Origin of the sequence: Micromonospora sp. CP22 (assembly GCF_009712475.1) — a bacterium.
Lineage (GTDB): Bacteria > Actinomycetota > Actinomycetes > Mycobacteriales > Micromonosporaceae > Micromonospora.
Genome location: NZ_VCJO01000011.1, coordinates 51,117 through 70,585 on the forward strand (window position 1 = coordinate 51,117; position 19,469 = coordinate 70,585).

Sequence of the window (19,469 nt, forward strand, 5' to 3'; positions counted from 1 at the left end):
GCGACGGGACTCCGTCCGCAGTTGTGGCCGGGGTCCGCCCGGCAGTTTCGACGGGGGTCCGTCCGACAGCCCCGCCGCTGCCGGACGAACCCCCGTCCCTCCAGAGCACCGGCTCGCCACGCGAGCCGGTGCGGGTCTAGTGATCCGTCGACGTGATCAGGTATTGCACACCGCCCAGATAGGCCCGCTCGGCGCTGCTGCTGTTGTTCGGGCCCAACTGGACCACGGCGAGGCACAACTCCCCGTCGCTGGCCGCTTCGGCGGAGAACCGCAGCGAGAACTGCGTCCGCTCGCCGGGCTTCAGCATGATCTCGCCCAGGCTGGCCCAGGTCGTCTCGACGATCTCCACCCGGGTACGGCCGACCAGCCGGACCCCGGTGCCGACCGCACCGCCGGCACGCCAGCGCTCGAGCAACTCCGGACCGAGGTCGACGAGCACCCGGCCACCGATGGCTCGCAGCGACTCGTTCGCCACGAAGATCACCTCGTGGCGCGACGGCACGGTGAGGGAGTTGCCGATGGCGAAGGGTCGTACGACCGGACGGGCACCCGCGGTGAGGCGTACCGAGTCGACGGTGCGCCACGCGATGTTGGTGTTCCGGGTGCTGGTGCTGATCTCCGGATCTACGGCGGTCATCGGGTCGACGCTCGACACCCCGGGGGCGAGCAGCCGGAGGTGACCCGGCCGAGGGGACACCGGGATGGTGCGGTCGCCGCCGTGCCCGACCGGCACGGCGGCGACCGCGCTACCCGTCAACAGACCGGTCAACGCCGCCCCCATGCACCCGACCACACCGCGCGGCGGAGTCGTGTGGCTGCGGTGCTCATGACAGGTCTCTCCCCTCGACGGAACCTCGGTCGACCCGCCCCTCACGAGGCGGTGCCGACCCGGTCACGCCTACAGAGCGGGGTAGGCGCCAGAAAATACCGTCGGCGGGGGAGTGCGCTTTCAGATGGCGCGAGAATCGGCAAATGGTGACCGATCAACCGCGCGGTGCGCAGCAGGACGAGCGGATCACCAGCTCGGTGGGCAGCCGGATGTGGGTGTCCCGCTCGACGCCGGCGATCAGGTCGACGAGCAGGCGCAACGCCTCCGCACCCATCCGTTGCAGCGGCTGCATTATCGTCGTCAGCGGTGGGTTGACCAGAGCCGACTCCGGGATGTTGTCGAAGCCGATCACGGACAGGTCGTCGGGGACCGACAGACCCATGCTCCGGGCGACATCGATCGTGGAGGCGGCCGACAGGTCGTTTCCGGCGAAGACCGCGGTCGGGCGGTCGGGCAGCGACAGTAGTTCGGCGGCGGTGCCGGCGGCGCTCTCCATCCGGAACCCACCGACCCGGACCAGGCTCTCGTCCACCGCCACCCCCGCGTCGGCCATGGCCTGCCGGAAGCCGGCCTCGCGCAGCCGGGACGATTCGAGGTCGGCGCGTCCACTGATGTGCCCGATGCGTCGGTGGCCGAGCGACAACAGATAGTTGGTCGCCATCACGGCGCCGGCGAAGTTGTCGGAGTCGACCGTCGGCAGCCCGGACGGGCCGGTGTGCGGGTCGACGGCCACCACATGGAAACCCTGCTTGGTCTCCACCACCGTCGGCGTGACGATCACAGCGCCGTCGATGAGCGTGCCCGACAGCCGGGCCAGCGATCGGCGTTCCCAACCGACGGAGGTGCCGGCGCCGTCGCCGCCGGAGTACGCCAACAGTTGGTAGCCGGTGCCGGCGACCTCCACCGAGGCGCCCTTGAGCAACTCGGTGGAGAAGGGCTCGAACTCGGCGACCAGGATGCCCAACACGTTGGTGCGATGGCTGCGCAGGCTCTGCGCTCCCAGACTGGCTTCGTAGCCGAGTTGCCGGATGACCTGCTGGACCCGTTCCACGGTCGCCTGTGCCACTCCGTAACGGCCATTTACAACCTTGGACACGGTCGCCACGGAGACGCCGGCCGTGCGGGCTACGTCCGACATCTTGACACGCTGGGGAAACGCCACGTCGATGATGATAGAGGGCCGTCGGGTCAGGATCCCAGGCGAGTCGAAAACGTTATCGACACCGATTGACACAGGGTTACCTGACTGTAAAACTCGCCGTCAGGCCGAGCACCCGACTGATTGGTCGAGGAGACATCGATGGCTATAAAGCGCCGTGCGACCACCTTTCTAGCACTGTCCATGACAACCGCACTACTCGTCGCCGGCTGTGGCGGCGGCGGTGACAGCGAGGAACCCGCCGAGAGCGAGCTTTTCAAGAACCCGGTGACCCTGACCTGGTGGCACAACGCCTCCCAGGACGGTCCGGGTAAGACCTACTGGGAGAAGGTCGCCAAGGACTTCTCCGCCAAGCACCCGACGGTCACGATCGAGATCGAGGGCATCGAGACCAACCAGCTCCAGCGCACCCGGCTCCCTGCCGCGCTGCTGAGCAACGACCCGCCGGACATCTTCCAGGCCTGGGGCGGCGGCGAGATCCGCGAGCAGGTCGAGGCCGACTACCTCAAGGACATCACCGATCAGGTCAAGGACGAGGTTGCCAACATCGGCAGCGCGGCCGAGATCTGGGCGGTCAACGGCAAGCAGTACGGTCTGCCGTACCGGATGGGTATCGAAGGCATCTGGTACAACAAGGAGCTCTTCGAGAAGGCCGGCATCGCCTCGCCGCCGACCACCTTCGAGGAGCTGAACGACGCGGTCACCAAGCTCAAGGCGATCAACGTCATCCCGATCGCCGTCGGTGCCGGTGACAAGTGGCCCGCCGCGCACTGGTGGTACAACTTCGCGCTGCGCGCCTGCTCGGTCGACACGCTGCGGAAGGCGTCGCTGGAGAACGTCTTCGACGACCAGTGCTTCGTCAAGGCCGGTCAGGACCTGAAGGCGTTCATCGACACCGAGCCGTTCCAGCCGAACTTCATCGCCACCCCGGGTCAGAACGACCCGACCAGCGCCAACGGTCTGCTGGCCAACGGCAAGGCCGCCATGGAGCTGATGGGTGACTGGAACAAGGGCACCCTGGACACCGTGACCGAGGACCAGGAGGCGCTGAACAAGTTCATCGGCTGGTTCCCGGTTCCGGCGATCTCCGGTTCCGCCGGTGACCCGAAGGCGGCCCTCGGCGGTGGCGACGGGTTCGCCTGCGCCAAGAACGCTCCGGCCGAGTGCGTCGAGTTCCTCAAGTACATCGTGAGCCCCGAGGTGCAGAAGGGCTACGCCGAGACCGGCACCGGCCTGCCGGTCGCCAAGGGCGCCGAGGACGGTGTCAAGGACCCCGCCCTCAAGTCCATCCTGGAGGCCACCACCAGCGCCACGTACGTGCAGCTCTGGCTGGACACCGCCTTCGGTAGCACCGTCGGTAACGCGATGAACGACGCGATCGTCGCCATCTTCGCGGGCAACGGCACCCCTGAGCAGGTTGTCGAGGCCATGAAGGCGGCCGCGCGCAAGTGACGTCGACCAACCCGACCCTGGACCTCGCCGGCGGCGCTTCCGCGCCGCCGGCGGGCCCTCGGCCTGCCCGGCGCTCGTCGGCTCGGGCCGCCGAGACCCGACGCAAGTGGTACGAGATCATCGGACTCACGACACCGGCCGTGATCGTCTACGTGATGTTCGTGCTGGTCCCGATGGGCTTCGCCTTCTACTACAGCCTGTTCCGGTGGCGCGGCGTCGGACCGCCCACCGACTTCGTGGGCTTCGACAACTACGTCCTGGCGTTCCAGGATCCGATCTTCCTCGACGCGCTACGCAACAACGCGATCATCGTCTTCGGGTCACTGCTGATCCAGGGGCCGATCGCCTTGGGCGTGGCCCTGCTGCTCAACCGCAACTTCCGCGGCCGGACGGTGTTCCGCCTGCTGGCGTTCGTGCCGTACGTGCTCGCCGAGGTCACCGTCGGCATCATGTGGAAGCTGCTGCTGTCCGACGCCGGCACGGTCAACGCCATGCTGGAGTCGCTCGGGCTCGGCAGCCTGGTGCAGGCGTGGCTCGCCGACCTCGACCTCGTCATCTGGACGCTGTTGGCCGTCCTGACCTGGAAGTATGTCGGTTTCGCCATCATCCTCCTGCTCGCCGGCCTGTCGAACGTGCCGCAGGAGCTGAACGAGGCCGCCGCCATCGACGGCGCGAGCTGGTGGCAGACCCAGCGTCACGTGACGCTGCCGCTGCTGGGACCCACCATCCGGATCTGGATGTTCCTGTCCATGATCGGCTCATTGCAGGTCTTCGACGTCATCTGGGTGACCTCCGTACCTGCGGTGCGGTCGCTGGGTGCGTCGGCCACCATGGCGACGTACATGGTGGACAACGGGTTCTTCGCTCGCCTGTGGGGCTACGGCAACGCGGTGGCGGTCATCCTGTTCGCCATCTCGTTCGTCGCGGCGGTGCTGTTCCAGCGCTTCCTCCTGCGTCGTGACATCGAGGGCGCCATTACCAGAAGGGCAAACTGATCGTGGCCGCGAACGCCGTCCTGCCTCGAACCACCAAGCGCCGCCCGGTGTCGTGGGGAAACCCGCTCACCTACGCGCTGGCGCTCGCGGTCGCAGCCGTGTCGATCACTCCGGTGATCTACGTGATCATCGGCGGTTTCCGCACCACGCCGCAGATCGTCGCGAACCCGGCCGGGCTGCCCGACCCGTGGGTCTGGGACAACTACGCCCGGGTGCTGAGCCAGAGCAACTTCTGGCGGCAGGTGTTCAACAGCGCCGTGGTGTCGCTGGGCACCACGATCGGCGTCGTGGTGCTGGGCGTCTGCGCCGCGTTCGTGCTGGCCCGTTACACCTTCCGGGGTCGAGAGGTGCTCTACACCTTCTTCACCCTCGGTCTGCTGTTCCCGGCCGGCGCGGCGATCCTGCCGCTCTACCTGATGCTGCGCGACCTGAACCTGATCAACTCCTACTACGCGGTGATCCTGCCGCAGGTCGCCTTCGCACTGCCGTTGACGATCGTGATCCTGCGGCCGTTCCTCACCGCCATTCCCCGCGAGTTGGAGGACGCGGCCGCCATCGACGGCACCGGCCGGCTCGGCTTCCTCTGGCGCATCATGCTGCCCTTGTCGCGGCCGGCGCTGGTCACCGTCGGTATTCTCGCCTTCGTCACGAGCTGGAACGCGTTCCTGCTGCCCCTGCTGGTGCTCGGTGACGCGAGCCTGCACACCCTGCCGCTGGGCGTGCAGAACTTCTCCAGCCAGTACACCTCCGACACGGCGGGAATCCTCGCCTTCACCTCGCTGGCGATGTTGCCGGCACTCATTTTCTTCACGTTCGCCGAGAAGCAGATCGTCGGCGGCCTCCAAGGCGCGGTCAAGGGCTGAGCGGCAGCGGCACGAACACAAGAGGGGTAACACAGCATGACTGAGGTCCGCGAGGTCGTGGGCGGGCCGGCACCGGTGCCGGCCCAGACAGGATCGGGCCCTGGCCGGCCCGACCGGTACGGGTCCGATGGCGAGGCGCGCGTACGTGAACTGCTCGGTCGGATGACGATCGAGGAGAAGGTCGCGCAACTCGTCGGCTTCTGGGAGAAGGCGGAAGGCGAGGCCGTCGCACCGCTGCAGGGCGAGTTCGGCGACATCGGCAGGCTCGAGGACTTCTCCCGACACGGGCTCGGTCACCTCACCCGCGCCTACGGCACCCGTCCCGTCGAGGCCGTATCGCGGGCGTCATGGCTGTGGAAGTTCCAGTCTGACCTGGTGACCGGGACCAGGCTCGGCATCCCGGCGATCGTGCACGAGGAGTGCCTGACCGGGCTCTCGGCGTGGAAGGCGGCGACCTTCCCCACCCCGCTGGCGTGGGGAGCCGCCTTCGACCCGGACCTGGTCACCGAGATGGCCGCGGCGATCGGGGCGTCCATGCGGGCGCTCGGCGTCCACCAGGGACTGTCCCCGGTGCTGGACGTGATCCGTGACCCCCGGTGGGGGCGGGTCGACGAGTGCATCGCCGAGGACCCCTATCTGGTCGGCACCCTCGGCACGTCGTACGTGCGCGGCCTCCAGTCACAGGGCGTGCACGCCACGCTCAAGCACTTCGTCGGATACTCCGCCTCACGCGCCGGACGCAACTTCGCCCCGGTGCACGCCGGCCCGCGCGAGCTGGCCGACGTGCTGCTCGTGCCGTTCGAGATGGCGATCCTCGACGGCGACGCGCGTTCCGTGATGCACTCCTACGCCGAGATCGACGGCGTGCCCGTGGCCGCCGATCCGACGATGCTGACCGGCCTGCTGCGGGACAAGTGGGGCTTCGACGGCACGGTGGTGGCGGACTACTACGGGGTGGCGTTCCTCAACCTGCTGCACCAGGTCGCCGGTGACCACGCGGACGCGGCCGTGCAGGCGCTCACCGCCGGTGTCGACATCGAGCTGCCGACCGGTGACGCGTACCTGACCCTGGCCGAATCGGTGCGCGCCGGTCGGATCGACGAGTCGGTGATCGACCAGGCGGTGCTGCGGGTGCTGCGGCAGAAGCTGGAACTCGGGCTGCTGGACGCCACCTTCACCGACGAGCCGGTCCAGTCGGTCGACCTCGACTCGCCCGAGCACCGGGCGATCGCCCGCCGACTCGCGGAGAAGTCGATAGTCCTGGTCGCCAACCAGGACGCGTTGCCGCTGCCGGCGGGTCGCCGCATCGCGGTGATCGGGCCGAACGCCGACCGGCAGAGTGCTCTCTTCGGCTGCTACTCCTTCCTCAACCACGTGCTCGTGCAGCACCCCGACGTGGAGACCGGCCTCGAGGTGGCGACCGTCCTCGACGCGCTGCGTGCCGAGGTCGGCGCTGACCTGGTCACCTCGGCCAAGGGGTGCGAGGTGGACGACGACGACCGGTCCGGCTTCGACGAGGCGGTGGCTGTGGCCGCCGCCGCCGATGTCGCCGTGCTGGTCGTCGGCGACCACGCGGGACTCTTCGGGCGCGGCACCGTCGGCGAGGGCTGCGACCGCGACGACCTGGAGCTGCCGGGTGTGCAGCGGGAACTGGTCGAGGCGGTGCTGGCCACCGGCAAGCCGGTCATCCTGGTGCTGCTCACCGGCCGGCCGTACGCGATCGACTGGGCGCTGGAGCGGTGCGCAGCGGTGGTGCAGACGTTCTTCCCGGGCGAGGAGGGCGCCGGTGCGATCGCCGGAGTGCTCACCGGGCGGGTCAACCCGTCGGGTCGGCTGCCGGTCAGCCTGCCCCGGTCGGCGGGCGCGCAGCCGTACTCGTACCTGCACCCCACGCTCGGCGACGGCAACGAGGTGACCAACCTGCTGGCGACGCCGGTCGCGCCCTTCGGCCATGGGCTGTCCTACACGACGTTCGAGTACGCGGATCTGTCGGTGCCGGCGACCGTGCCGACCGACGGGGCGTTGACGGTGAGCGTACGCGTCACCAACACCGGCGCGGTGGCCGGCGACGACGTGGTCCAGCTCTACGGCCGGGACGTGGTGGCGTCGGTGACCCGACCGGTGGCGCAGCTGCTCGGCTACCAGCGGGTCCACCTGACGCCGGGCCAGTCGGTCACGGTCACCTTGACGGTGCCCACCACCCGGCTCGCCTTCTCCGACCGGTCGCTCAACCGGGTGGTGGAGCCCGGTGACGTCGACCTCTGGGTCGGCACGAGCGCACGTCGGGACGTGGCGGCGTCGACCACGCTGGTCGGCGAGGTCGCACCGGTCACCAACGCCTCGGCCCGTTGGACGACCGCCGAGATCAGCTGATCCCTGCCGGCCTCCACCGTCGAGGTGCCGGCCGGCCCAGCGACCCAGGGCAGTTCCCGGTCACCGGGAACTGCCCTGGTGCAGCTGCGATCGTGGTGAGCGCGACTCAGCCGGCACGCCCGCGACGGCGGTGCCGGTTCGGTTTCGCCCCGACCTTCGGCGCGGCCCGCCGACCAGCTTCGTCCGGTACCCGGGCGGCGGCGACCTGCGTGCCCCCGGGTGCACCGTCACCGGTCGCGCCGCTGGGCGTACCGGAATCTGTCGCGCCGCCGGTCGGCGGCGGATACCTGCGCAGCATCCAGGTCTGCTGACCGAGCGAGAAGAGGTTGGTGGTCACCCAGTAGATGATCACGCCGATCGGGAAGATCAGCCCGGAGACGAGCAGCGAGGCGGGGATGCCGTAGAGCATCAGCCGCTGCACCAACCGCTGCTGCGGATCCTGGGCCCAGCCGCTGCGCAGGATCAGTTGACGGCTGGACAGGTAGGTCGTGACGATCATCGCCGCGATCAGCACGGCGGCGACGACCCGGACCGTGGCGGTGTCACCTCCGAGCAGAGCCACCTGGGCCCCGGTGGAGCGGAAGGTACCCGCGATCGGGGCCCCGAACAGGGTGGCCGACGAGGCGCTGTCGAACTGGGCGACCGACCAGCCGTACAGCGTCTTCAGGTGTTCCGGCATGGTCGGTTTGAGATGACGCAACACGTGGAGCAGACCGAGGAACACCGGGATCTGCACCAGCATCGGTAGGCACCCCATCAGCGGGTTGGCCTTCTCCACCCGGTACAGCTCGACGATCTCCTTCTGGAGGGTCTCCCGGTCGTCACGGTGCCTGGCCCGCAGTTCGGCGATCCTGGGCTGCAACGCCTGCATCGCCCGCTGCGACCGGATCTGCTTGACGAAGACCGGGAACAGGATGATCCGGACGGTGAGCACCAGGAAGACGATGCCCAGCACCCAGGACCAGGTGGTGCCCAGCGCGGAGGCGTCGCCGAGCAGCCGCTGCCAGACGCCGTGCCAGAACAACAGGGTCGCGGAGATCGCGTGGTAGATCACCGCCATCAACGAGCCGACCAGGCCGGTCACCGGTCGGCTCCGGTGACGAGCGGACATCCGACGGCAGGCCGACCGTCGAACACAGAATTGGACATGAGTACACCCCTCGACATGCGACTACGACTGACGTGAGCGAAAACGGTCACCAGCGGTCGCCGAGGAGCGGCAGAGATGGAGGTGTCCGGCCGGGACGGTGACGACGGGCGCAGCGGGGCCCGTCAGCCGCGTTGCCGGGTCTCTCCGAGTGACGTGTGAAGGCTCAGGCGACCGCGCGGGTCGCCGTGGTGGGCGCTCTGGGGCGGGCCCGGCCGGCAGCGTCCGGATCGCGGTGTCGGGGCACGCCCGTACGGCCGGAGCGTTCGCGTAGCGTCCGGCGGGTGATGCGGAGGGCGGGCCCGGCCGTCGCCCCGGGGAGCAGGGCCGTGGTGGCGAGCAGGGCGGCCAGCAGCACACCGGTCACCGCCGCCGTGCCGGAGAGCGCATCGCCGGCACCGACGTCGGCCAACACGCCGACCAGGTACCAGAGCACGCCGAGCCCGATCACGAGGGCAACTGTACCCTGCCCACCCCAACGGCGGCCTCCGCCGAGTGAGCCGGTGCAGTTCCCGGGTTACCGGGAACTGCACCGCGCCGTACCTTGCGCTGCCGCGGATACGTCGGTCCAGCCGTGGCGCAGGATCAGTCAGATGGTGCCCAGGTGGCGGCAGACGGCGCGGGTCTCACCACCGACCGTGCGCTGCCCCAGCCATTTGATGGCGAAGTACGCGGGAGCCTGGGTGTAGGCGCCGAAGCCCTCGGGCGGTTGCGGAAGGCCCGCCGCGGCGGTAACCCACGCGACCACGTCTCTGGTCTTGGGGCCGTACTTGCCGTCCTGGACCAGGTTGCCCCCGTGACACCGGTTGAGACTGCCCTGAAGTACGAAGACCGCCGACTGCACTCCGCCGCCGTTGTAGCCGTCGTTCAACTTCAGTACGCAGTTGAAGGCACCCGAGTTGCGACCGATGGATGGAATCTCGAACCGGTAACCGTCTGCGGCGAATTTCGTGGTCCACGAGTTGCAGGTGGCGGCCGCCGATGCTGTCGACGCCGGCGCGACGAGCGCCGTCGTCATCACCGTCACACCGACCGCTGTAGCCAAGATGCGTCTGAGTCAGGTTCGCATGATCACTCCAAAGAACGACGGATGAGACAGGCCACAGTTATATCGACATTTCCCTATGGGCTCCGTCAGTCGTCCGACAATCGTCAAGCTTTCGGACGTCGACTCAGCCGTGCGGGTCCGGTTCGGCGCGGAGCGCGGCGGTGGCCCGCACCGCCTTGACGATCGCCGGAATCGCACCGATCAGCAGGACCAGCGCCCAGACGATCGCGACGATCGCGAAGACGAGGGCACCCACGGCATCGAGGATGCTCACCAGGATCACCGGCACCAGGTGGTGCAGGAACTCCAGCAGCACCGGGCAGCACAGGCTGGTCAGGATCAGCAGGACCAGGCCCTTGTTCTGGAGGAACTTCGGCTGAGCCATGATCAGCAGCCCGGCCCAGGCGAGCTTGAGCAGCAGCACCAGGCCGAGTAGTACGGCGGCGTCGCCGACCGGGAAGAAGCCCCACAGTGCCAGGTAGGCCAGTGTGCCGAACGGCGGGGCGAGGAACAACGACACCATGATCATCAGCTCGACGAAGGTGAGGACCAGCGCCAGCAGGGCAACGATGATCAGGATGATGGAGAAGACCAGGGTGGCGACGCCCTGGATCCGGCCGTGCAACCGGTCCGGCAGCACCAGGCCCAGACAGAACAGCCCGGTCGTCCAGAGCGCCACCGCGTCGACCAACGCCAGATAGCCGGTACCCCGGCCGGAGGGTTCGCTGACCTGCCCCACCTCGCCGACGTCGACACCGAGGTCGACGGCGCTGCCGACCAGTGCCGCGCTGGCGTCACCGCCGCCGAGCAGCAGCCCGGCACCCACCTCCACGCCGACCGCCAGCACCAACGCCAGCATCGCCAGCAGCAGCAACGGCTTGCGCAGCGCACCCATGGCTCAGTCCCGCGCGATCGTGACGAGGCACTCGACCGGACAACTCACCAGCACCGTGGTGGCCCGGTCGACGGCGACCCGGGCCACGGCTCCGCTGCCGTCGGCGGCCGGGTCCACCTCGTCGGTGACGGTGACGTCGGCGTCACCCGGAGCCGTGGCCCGCACCCGGAACGCCTGCGGGCTGCGCAGCACCAGCACGCGCAACCCGCCCGGGTCGGCGATGCGCAACTCGCAGCGCCCGTCGACCAGCAGCCGCCCGACGTCCTCGGCGCAGTCCGCGTCCACGTCGGCGGGATCGACGACGCGGTGCCCGCCACCGGCCCGCCCCAGCAGGTCGACCAGCGGATGCCGGGCCGCCGGGTCGCCATGGTCGTCGCGACCCGCGCCCACCGCCACCGCGAACAACACCACCAGCAGTACGCCCAGCGCCGCCAGCAGCGCCTTCTGTTGCCCGCTCATGCCGTCCTCCATCCACCGATCCGTCGGCCCACCACGGATCGCCGACCGGCACCACGGTCGGTCATCGTTGGTCGTCCGGCGTGACCTCGGTGAACCGGAGCATGTCGATGCCGGCGAAGTAGCGGTTCGTGCTCTGCGTCTTGCCGACCACGACCAGGGTGATCTCGTGAGGTCCGGCACCGAGGCGCACCCGGCCCACGTCGACCCAGTCGGTGACCCGCACCTTCGGCGTGAACCCGATGAACGGGTCGCCTATCTGCCGGCCGTCGATCAGGAAGACCGTGTTGGCGTAGTCGAACGACGTGGTCAGCACGGCGGAGAACTGCCAGGTCGCCTCGGCGGGCAGCTCCACCGCCACGGTCACCCGGTCGTTGACCGCCTGACCGAGGAAGAACAGCTGGGCGTTCTGCGACCAGGTCACCTCGCAGCAGTTCTGCTGCACCGTCACGGTCGCGCCGGAACCGGAGGGCGACTCGACCCGGGCGCCGGTCACCAGCGTCTCCGCCTCGACGGTCACCACCCGTGCCGGTGGTGGCGGCTCGTCGTCGCGGGCCACCAGGAACACCACCACCGCCGAGACCACCAGCACCAGGGCCGCCGCCGCGGCGATCCAGGGCCAGGGCGTACGCCTCGGCGGTGCCACCGCGCGTACCTCGTAGGTGACCCGGCCGCTGGACCTGGAACTCTCCTCCGGCGCCGTGTTCGCCGAGTACGCGAACCCGGTCATGTCGTAGCGCCGCGGTGGCGTGCCCGGCGGCACCGCCAGCCGGACCAGGAACGACACCGAGCCCTGGGCGGGCACCACCCGCTGTGGCTCGGTGACGGTGAACCACGACCGTTGCGTGCCCTCGCCCGGCGCCACGTCGAACACCACGGTGTCCGGTGCGACGCCGGGGTTGGAGACGGTGAAGGTCAGCTCGCCGGTGTTGCGGACGTCCAGGGTGAACTGCTCGGCGGCGGCGACGACGGTCCATTCGGTGGTCATGGCGGCTCCTCGACGGCGGTAACGGGGGAGGCGGGAGCAGACGGGACGACGGTGGGCGGCGGCACGCTGGCCCTCCCGACCGCCCGCTCGGCCGGGACATCCTCGACCGTGATCTCGGCGGTGACCGCGGCCGGCTTCTCCGCCGCCACGATGCGGTCGACCAGGGCCAGCTGGTCGGCGGCGGCCGTGGGCACCCGCACGACAAGGTGGAAAGGCCGGTCGGTCGGCTCGTCGAGCACGAACCCGGTGACCCCGGTGGCCAGTTCGAGGGCCGTCCGCAGCCCGTCCGGCGTGCCCCGCCAGGCGGCGAGCGCGGCCCCGTGCGCCACCAGGTCGCGCAGCCGGTGCAACGACAGCGGCAGGGGGGCGTCCCGCCGGGGCGCGGTGACCAGGTGGTCCATCGCCACCCACCGGGCCAGGTAGGCCGTCATCGGTGCCGGTGCCCGGTACGGCGCGAAGAGCGCGTCGACCTCGGCCAGCACCGCCTCGTCCGGGGCGTGTAACGCCTCCATCACGTCCAGCAGCGCCCACAGCACGCTGCCCGGCCCGGCCGCCCGCTGGTAGGCCGCGGGCAGCAGCCGCTCAATGGCCGCTCGTCGCATCCTGCCGCACCACCTCGATGTCGTGTTCGCCGGAGCAGAGCAGCCAGGTGTCCGGGACGGTCACCACGTCGGCCGTGGACTGGTTGGCACTGGCCGACCACTGCACCGCCTGCTCGCTGCGGTGCACGCCGCGTTCCCCGCCGGCCAGCACCAGGCGGTCCGCCGCACCGGTGGCGGCGACCGCGTCCACCGGCATGAACCGGGTCCGGTCCCGAAGCGGCAACCCACAGTTGACCGACGCCGACGTCCACTGCGGCTGCGCGGGAAGCGAGTCCAGCCGGAGGACCCCGCCACTCTGGGTCGCGGCCAGCGCGAGCGAACCGCTGAAGGCGAGATCCCGGCAGGTGCCGCCGAGCCATCCCGCCGACAGCGCCTGCCACTTCACGTCGGATTCGAAGAGGCGGGCGCGGAAACATCCCTGGCCGGGCTTGTTCGGATCCGGCTCACCGGCACCGCTCCACAACAGGGTGGCCGGTCCGTCGTACTGCACCGCGAGCACCCGGTTGTCGACGTTGGCCAGACCCACGTGGTGGAAGCTGCCGGGACGACCGGCGTTGTGGGACAGGTACACACCGAACCCGGCCTGGGCGGCCACCGCCACCCCGGCCGCCCCGCGCTCGGAGACGAACGCCCGTACCGCGTAGAAACCGCGGTCCGCGTCGGCCGGGTCGACCAGGATCTGCAACGGCACCGCACCCGGCAGCAGGGACACCTCGTACAGACCGGTGTCGGTGGCGACCAGCAGCGCTCCCGCGCCGTCCCGGTCGATCCAGGCCAGGTCACCGATCCGCGAGTCCAGGTCGGCCAGCAGCGACCACGTCTCACCCAGGTCGGTGCTCAGGTGCACCCGTGAGCCGCCGCCGGTACGCACCGTCGCCACCGCCACCGAACCGGGTCGGGGCGCGATCCCCGGCCGCACCGGCGCGGGCGCCGGCACCACCCGCTGGACGGTCTCCCCGTCGAAGCGTCCCGCCGGTTCCCAACCGGCACCGGCGTTGGTGGAGCGGAACAACACCGCCCCGCTGCCGGCGTACCAGGTGCGTGGCTGGTACTGGTCGACGGCGAGGGTACGCACCTGCTTGTCCGGCGCCTCGTCGACCTCGAACCGCACCGACTCGACGTAGCGCACCCCCGGCTCGGCCTGCTCCAGCAGGCGGTACACGTTGGATGCCCGCAGCGGCTCGCCGAACGCCCAACCGGCCGGGTTGAGCGCGGTCGGCAGCGGGCTGAGCGTCTGGTGCAGGCGGTCGTGGATGCGGCGGCGGACCGCGTCCACATCCTCCTCTCGGCGGACCACCACCCGGGCCCGGATCGACACCGCCTTGTACCGCGCCCAACCGGCCCGGCAGGTCGTCCCCAGCGAACGGCGACGTTCCAGGTCCGCCTCGACCCGTAGCCGGATCTCCTCCACCTCGTGTTCGCGGAGCACCGTCACCGGCAGCCGACCCCCGGGCCGCGCGTCGGTCGGCACGTGCGGCACCAGTACCACCTCCACCTCGCCGGGGCGGGCGAAGCTGTAGACGGCGGCCCGGGTGAAGGCGCGGGCCCGGCTGACCCCGCCGGAGGCGGTGGCCAACACCTCGAAGTCCCGGGCGGTCACCGCCCGCTGCTGGGCGAAGAAGGCGTACGGGCCGCGCAGCAGCACCGACTCCATGTCCTCCATCTCCCGCCCACCGGCGGCCGGCAGCGGGTTGACCACCTTCACCCCGGGCAGCGGGTCACGCAGGTTGGTCAGGGTGCCGGCGGCCACGTTGCCGGCCGGTCCGCCGCCCGCGCGATACCACAACCGAACCTGTCGCCCGGCCGGTGGCACCGCCGCGACCGCGCCGTCGCCGGAGGTCGACGTGCGGCCGTCGGCCTGGCGAAGGTCCAGCGCCGGGGCGAAGGTCACCGTGCCCGAGCACCGGTCCACCAGGTACGCCTTGTCCTGCGGGCCGAGACCGGCGAAGCTGTCCACCGCCCGCCAGATCTCGAAGGTGCGTCCGTCGTGTTCCCGGGCCGCGGCGCCCAGTTCCACCGAGCCGGCCGGCACCTCGACGCCGAGCAGCAGGTCCAGTGGTTCGGCGGTACGCGCCAGCGGCGCGCGTTCGGCGCGGAACACCTGCCCGGGCTGCCCGGTCCCCACCCCCAGCAGCTCCGCCTCCACCGGCTCGCAGTGGTGCATCCGGACGGTCACCTCACGCTGCCCGGCGGCGAGCAGCGCCGGCTCGCAGGTGACGAAGACCACCGGCCGTGGATCGGCCCCCCGGGCGGCGGCCACCCGGGTCCCGGCGGGGATCCGCAGCGGACCGTCGTCGGTCCCGGTGCGGACGAACCGGACGTCCGCCCAGGCCGCCGCCGGTGGGTGCCGGGTGACGCCGAGCAGGTTGAGGAAGGCGACGTACGCCTTCTCCGGCAACTGGTTCAGCCGGTAGATCATCACCTCGGTCAGATGCGCGAACGCCTCCACCAGCGCGATTCCGGGGTCGTGTGCGGACAGGTCCGTCCACTCCGGGCAGGACTGCCGGATCCGGTCCCGCGCCTCGGTGACCAGGTCGAGGAAGGTCCGATCGTCCAGGTGCGGCACGGGCAGCGTCATCGTGCCTCCTCGGTGTCGTCGGTGTCGTCGGTGGGACCGGTCACCGGCCCGACGGGCGCGTCGTCGTCGGCGGGCAGCAGGTCGACCGAGAAGACCAGCTGGCCGGGGGTGAGACTGGCCCGGATCCGGTAGTCCAGCCGGATCACCAGACGCCACGGGTCGTCCGGATCCGGCCCGGCGTCGACGTCGAGCACGTCGATCCGAGGTTCCCAGCGGGCGATGGCGGCGCGGACATAGTGGATGGCCAATCCGGCGGTGGTGTCGTCGTTCGGCGCGAAGACCAGCCGGTGCAGGCGTGAGCCGTACCCGGGGCGCATCAGCCGTTCGCCCGGCGTGGTCGACAGCAGCAGGAACAACGCCTGGCGTACCGTCTCGTCGCCGTCGGTCATGGCCAGGCCGCCGGCGGCGGTCAACCCGAGCCCGCCGCTCTGCCCCGGGTCGAAGCCGGCACCGACGAACCGGATGGCCCTCACCGGTCGGCCCCCACGAACCGCTGCCGGGGATCGCGTACCCGGTAGGTGAACTGACCCGGCGGGCTGCCGTTGGTGAAGCCGGACAGGTGTGACAGCACGACCGGTCGGCCGCCGACGCGTACCCAGTCGCTGTAACCGGCCCGCACCGCCTCGGTGCCGGTGCACGGCTTGACCGTGGCGCCGTAGTTCGGACAGGCCACGATCTCCCGGCCCTTCGGGTCGTCGGCCACCAGCACCGGTACCCCGCTGACCGTCACCCACTTCTGGGACGCCCGGTTGCGGACCCGGCCGTCGTGGCTGCACCTGATCACCGAGTCGCGGTGGATCCAACGCATCAGCGGCCTCCCTCGTGGTGGGCGCGGGCGAGCACACGGGCCCGCTCGGCGGCGGTTTCCGGGTCCTCGACGGTCTCGGCGTGCAGGAAGTCGACGCTGCGGGCGCGGACGACCATCGCCCGGCCCGGCGCGGACAGCACCAGATCGGTGGCGGCGTGCAGGGTGGCCAACTCCGGGGTCAGTTCCAACCAGCTGCCGCCGTCGGTGCTCAGCCGCAGGCTGCGCGCCACGTCGTCGACCACCAGCTGCTGACCCCCGGCGGTACGCAGCGACCACCGGCGGGCTCGCCCGTCGTCGATCCCGGTGTCGTACGGCTCGACGGTGCCGAACAGCGAGCCGAGCACCACCGCGGACGCCGGCTCGCCACCGGGCAGCACCACCAGCACGGTGTCCTGCGGGTCGGGCAACGCGACCAGCCCTTTGCCCCGGCCGGCACCCGGGCACAGCACCGCCAACCAGCCGGCGTCGGCGTCGCCGTACGCGGGCAGCTCCACCCGCACCCGGCCCAGACCGTCCGGGTCGGACACGTCGGTGACCACACCGAGCGTGACCACCGCCGGGGCCGGTGACGCGGTGCGTGGCATCGGCGGCGGCATGGTGGAGAAGCGGCTCAGGTGACCGTTCGCGTCGACCGTGTGGATCACCTCGGTCAGCACGTACGTCCCGGCGACCGGTTCGGCCACGCCGGTCAGCTGGATCCGCCGGCCGGGTCGCAGCGCCGGATTGCCCTCGGCCGTTCCGTCGGCGGTGACCAGGGCGGCGGCCCGGGTGTCGAGCCGGGCCTGGGCCAGCGCGGCCAGTTCGTCGTCGCTGCGTCCCGGCTGGTCCAGGGCGGTACGAGGGCCGTCCGCGCCGACGTCGGCCGGGTCGGGTGCGGCCGGGGTGCGGCGTCCGCAGCGGGGACTGCCGACGCTCTGGGCGATCGGCTCGGCCCGCTGCGGGTGCCAGCCCAGCGCGGCGCTCTCCCCGGCGGCGCTGTCGGCGTTGACCGACAACCGGAGGCCGTGCACGTCACGACCCAACTCCAGGGCGATCACCTCGCCGTGTCCGTCCAGGGTGACCAGCCGCAGCAGGTCACCGTCGAGGCTGAGGTGCAGCCCGGCCCGCCCGGCCACCTCGACCAGCAGGTCCAGGTCGCTGGGCCGGTGGTGCGGCAGCCGGTCCAACTGCGGACCGTCGGCCTCCGCCTCGACCCGCAGCCCGAGGTCGGCGCAGAGTTCGGCGGCCAGGTCGGCGGCGGTCACCGACTCGAAGACCTGGATCCGCTGCCGCTTGCGCAGCCGGTGCAGCAGGTCGTACCCGCGCACCCGCAGCGTGGCCGTACCGTCGGCGGCGTACTCGACCTCGACGGCGGTCACCTCTCCGCCGAACAGCGCCTCCGCGTGCCCGGCGAGGCGGACGTCGAGGCTCGCGCCGACGTTCACCGGACCGGTCAACGCGGCGGTGCCGGGGTTGGTGCGCAGCGCCACCTCGCACTGGGTGGGCCGGTCCAGGCGGGCGGCCACCCGCACCGAGGTGACCCGTCCGGCCACCGCGTCGGGCAGGGACCTGCCGTCTATCAGCACGGTCAGCGCCCGGGGCGCGACGGCGGTCACGACCCGGTCCCGGGCGAGGTGGCGGGCGCGGGCGCCGTCGGGGCGGTGCCGGGCAGCGGCGGTACGGCCAGCACGGTGCCGGCGGGCACGGCCAGTGGGTCGGTGATCCGGTTGTGCTCGGCCAGCAGCCGCCACCGCAGGGGGGAACCCAAGGCGTCGTGGGCGAGCAGGTCGAAGCGTACGCCCGTGGTGTCGGCGGTGGCGGTGCCGTCGCCGGCCGCCACCACGGCCGTGCCCGGCGCGACGGTGGGGGTCTGCGCGGCGGCCAGTTCCTCGGCGAAGCCCTCCTCGGCGCGGCGGGCGTCCTCGGCCACCCGGACCAGCTTGAGCCGCAGCCAGGACCGGCGCGGCGAGCCGGTGGCGGTGAACGCGTCGAAGCGTTCCGCCACGGCGACGATGACGCCGGGCACGTTCCACGTCTTGCCCCAGACCATCCGTACCAGCGGTGGCCGTAGCCAGCCGTGTTCCACCGCCGAGTTCTCCGCCAACATCCACAGTGGTCGGGTCAGCGCCCGGACGTCGGTGGGTCGAACCTGCCCCTCGGCGAAGTCGATGTCGAAGAGGAGGTCCAGCACGAGTTCGGTGCGTCCGCCGCCGGTGAACAGCAGCGGGTCGTCGGCCAACCCGGTGCCGGTGAGTTGGCCGTCCGGGCCGCCTCGCCGGCGCACCCCGGCGAGGCGGGTCACCTGCACGGTCTCCGGGTTGAGCAGGCAGTCGATCCGTTCTCCGGTGTCGATGAGGAAGGCCACCCGTTGCATCAGCCACCTGCCTGTTCACCGTCGAGCCACCGCGCCCGCTGTTCGTGGGCTTCGGACGGCTCGGGCGCCGCCCACAGTGCCCGGTCGTCGGGAAGGGCCGGCCACGGATCCGGGCCGGTACGCCCACCGCGTGACGGCGGTGGTGACTCCAGTTCCGGCCAGCGGGGACGCACGCCCACCGGCCAGCACCCTTCGCCGGTGGGAAGCCCACCGCCGGGCGGCAATCGGAGCACCCGCCCGGCGGAGGCGTCGGTCACGCCCGTCTGCGGGCCCGGTCGGTCACCGTGTTGGGTTGCCGTGCCGGTGCGTGGGCTCGTGGTGTGTGCGCTCGTGGTGTGTGGGCCCGGCTTGTCGGCGTGCCGGGGCCGCGCCAGCGGTGCCTCGGCCCGGGTCGGAGCCGCGTCGGCTCGTCGTGCCGGGATGCGGAACCGTGCTCTGCTCGTGTCGAGCTCCAGCTCCGCCGACCGTCCTCGGGACGCGGCCGAGCCTGGCCCCGGTGCCGACGCGCCGCCCCCGTCGTGGCCATCCGCATCGGTCGTCGCCGGGCCTGCCCGCCGCTGGCGAACGTCGTCCAGCCCACCCCGTCCGCCCGGCCCGCTCCGCCCGGCCATACCGCCCGGCCCGCTTGCGCCGGCTGACCCGCCTGCCTCCGCTGGCCCGTCCGGGTCGCACAGCCAGGCAGATCCGCGTAGCCCGTCTGGTTCGCGTAGCCCGGTGGGTCTGGCTGGTCCGGTGGGTCTGGCTGGTGCGGCCGGTTCCGGGCCGGGGCGGGACATGCTCCTGTGGTCCCTTTGCTCTGCTTCAACCGGCGCACTGGCCGCTATCCGGATACCGGGCGTCGGGGGTTGCGTGGGGTGAAGCAGAGCAAAGGACGCGGGGGAGTGGTCGGTCGGAGGTGGCGTGGGCGGGCGGTGGTCCGTCGG

General features: G+C 71.2%; 19 protein-coding genes. 4 read left to right on the top strand and 15 right to left on the bottom strand.

The genetic code is table 11. The annotated features are described in order from the left end of the window. Nucleotides 1-136: 136 nt before the first annotated feature. Entirely contained in the window at nucleotides 137-781 is a 645-nt protein-coding gene (locus tag FF096_RS18410; RefSeq protein WP_155220165.1) for a hypothetical protein, read from the bottom strand. Nucleotides 782-983: 202 nt separating this feature from the next. Then, a complete protein-coding gene (locus FF096_RS18415; RefSeq protein ID WP_155220167.1) occupies nucleotides 984-1,967 on the bottom strand; it encodes a LacI family DNA-binding transcriptional regulator in 984 nt (327 codons plus the stop codon). A gap of 204 nt (nucleotides 1,968-2,171) precedes the next feature. Between FF096_RS18415 and FF096_RS18420 the strand changes: the two genes are divergently transcribed. Genes FF096_RS18420 through FF096_RS18435 form a run of 4 tightly spaced genes read left to right on the top strand, consistent with a single transcriptional unit; the run spans nucleotide 2,172 to nucleotide 7,671 of the window. Further along, entirely contained in the window at nucleotides 2,172-3,440 is a 1,269-nt protein-coding gene (locus FF096_RS18420; RefSeq protein ID WP_230462738.1) for an ABC transporter substrate-binding protein, read from the top strand. Continuing rightward, entirely contained in the window at nucleotides 3,437-4,435 is a 999-nt protein-coding gene (locus FF096_RS18425) for a sugar ABC transporter permease (protein WP_309223550.1), read from the top strand. Before FF096_RS18420 ends, FF096_RS18425 begins: the two co-directional genes overlap by 4 nt. Continuing rightward, nucleotides 4,432-5,298 (top strand): carbohydrate ABC transporter permease, encoded by an 867-nt coding sequence (locus FF096_RS18430; protein ID WP_155220171.1) that lies wholly within the window; start codon nucleotides 4,432-4,434, stop codon nucleotides 5,296-5,298. Before FF096_RS18425 ends, FF096_RS18430 begins: the two co-directional genes overlap by 4 nt. A 36-nt stretch (nucleotides 5,299-5,334) precedes the next feature. Then, nucleotides 5,335-7,671, top strand: a complete 2,337-nt coding sequence (locus tag FF096_RS18435) for a glycoside hydrolase family 3 N-terminal domain-containing protein (RefSeq protein WP_155220173.1) — start codon at nucleotides 5,335-5,337, stop codon at nucleotides 7,669-7,671. Nucleotides 7,672-7,777: 106 nt separating this feature from the next. On the opposite strand, the gene yidC is transcribed toward FF096_RS18435, so the two are convergent. The 13 genes from yidC to FF096_RS18500 all read right to left on the bottom strand — a co-directional run bounded on the left by yidC (nucleotide 7,778) and on the right by FF096_RS18500 (nucleotide 18,725). Next, nucleotides 7,778-8,731 (bottom strand): membrane protein insertase YidC, encoded by a 954-nt coding sequence (yidC, locus tag FF096_RS18440; protein ID WP_155220375.1) that lies wholly within the window; start codon nucleotides 8,729-8,731, stop codon nucleotides 7,778-7,780. Nucleotides 8,732-8,984: 253 nt separating this feature from the next. Further along, nucleotides 8,985-9,269, bottom strand: coding sequence for a DUF6412 domain-containing protein (locus FF096_RS18445; RefSeq protein ID WP_309223552.1), 285 nt, complete (start codon nucleotides 9,267-9,269; stop codon nucleotides 8,985-8,987). Nucleotides 9,270-9,407: 138 nt separating this feature from the next. Next, the gene (locus tag FF096_RS18450) at nucleotides 9,408-9,845 is read right to left on the bottom strand and encodes a hypothetical protein (RefSeq protein ID WP_155220174.1); all 438 of its coding nucleotides are present in this window, start codon (nucleotides 9,843-9,845) and stop codon (nucleotides 9,408-9,410) included. Nucleotides 9,846-9,990: 145 nt separating this feature from the next. Beyond that, a complete protein-coding gene (locus FF096_RS18455) occupies nucleotides 9,991-10,761 on the bottom strand; it encodes a hypothetical protein (RefSeq protein WP_155220176.1) in 771 nt (256 codons plus the stop codon). Nucleotides 10,762-10,764: 3 nt separating this feature from the next. Then, nucleotides 10,765-11,220, bottom strand: a complete 456-nt coding sequence (locus tag FF096_RS18460) for a hypothetical protein (protein ID WP_155220178.1) — start codon at nucleotides 11,218-11,220, stop codon at nucleotides 10,765-10,767. Nucleotides 11,221-11,281: 61 nt separating this feature from the next. After that, nucleotides 11,282-12,205, bottom strand: a complete 924-nt coding sequence (locus FF096_RS18465; RefSeq protein WP_155220180.1) for a hypothetical protein — start codon at nucleotides 12,203-12,205, stop codon at nucleotides 11,282-11,284. Continuing rightward, on the bottom strand, nucleotides 12,202-12,807 hold the full coding sequence (locus FF096_RS18470) for a phage tail protein (RefSeq protein ID WP_155220182.1): 606 nt from the start codon (nucleotides 12,805-12,807) through the stop codon (nucleotides 12,202-12,204). Before FF096_RS18470 ends, FF096_RS18465 begins: the two co-directional genes overlap by 4 nt. Further along, the gene (locus FF096_RS18475) at nucleotides 12,788-15,385 is read right to left on the bottom strand and encodes a putative baseplate assembly protein (RefSeq protein ID WP_155220184.1); all 2,598 of its coding nucleotides are present in this window, start codon (nucleotides 15,383-15,385) and stop codon (nucleotides 12,788-12,790) included. The genes FF096_RS18470 and FF096_RS18475 overlap by 20 nt, the downstream gene beginning before the upstream one ends. Further along, a complete protein-coding gene (locus FF096_RS18480; RefSeq protein ID WP_309223553.1) occupies nucleotides 15,382-15,858 on the bottom strand; it encodes a GPW/gp25 family protein in 477 nt (158 codons plus the stop codon). The genes FF096_RS18475 and FF096_RS18480 overlap by 4 nt, the downstream gene beginning before the upstream one ends. After that, complete coding sequence (locus FF096_RS18485; RefSeq protein ID WP_155220187.1) at nucleotides 15,855-16,193, bottom strand: hypothetical protein; 339 nt, start codon at nucleotides 16,191-16,193, stop codon at nucleotides 15,855-15,857. Before FF096_RS18485 ends, FF096_RS18480 begins: the two co-directional genes overlap by 4 nt. Further along, nucleotides 16,193-17,788 (bottom strand): phage baseplate assembly protein V, encoded by a 1,596-nt coding sequence (locus FF096_RS18490; RefSeq protein WP_309223554.1) that lies wholly within the window; start codon nucleotides 17,786-17,788, stop codon nucleotides 16,193-16,195. The genes FF096_RS18485 and FF096_RS18490 overlap by 1 nt, the downstream gene beginning before the upstream one ends. Beyond that, nucleotides 17,785-18,546, bottom strand: a complete 762-nt coding sequence (locus FF096_RS18495; protein WP_155220189.1) for a hypothetical protein — start codon at nucleotides 18,544-18,546, stop codon at nucleotides 17,785-17,787. The genes FF096_RS18490 and FF096_RS18495 overlap by 4 nt, the downstream gene beginning before the upstream one ends. Beyond that, entirely contained in the window at nucleotides 18,546-18,725 is a 180-nt protein-coding gene (locus FF096_RS18500; RefSeq protein ID WP_155220191.1) for a hypothetical protein, read from the bottom strand. The genes FF096_RS18495 and FF096_RS18500 overlap by 1 nt, the downstream gene beginning before the upstream one ends. Nucleotides 18,726-19,469 lie beyond the last annotated feature (744 nt).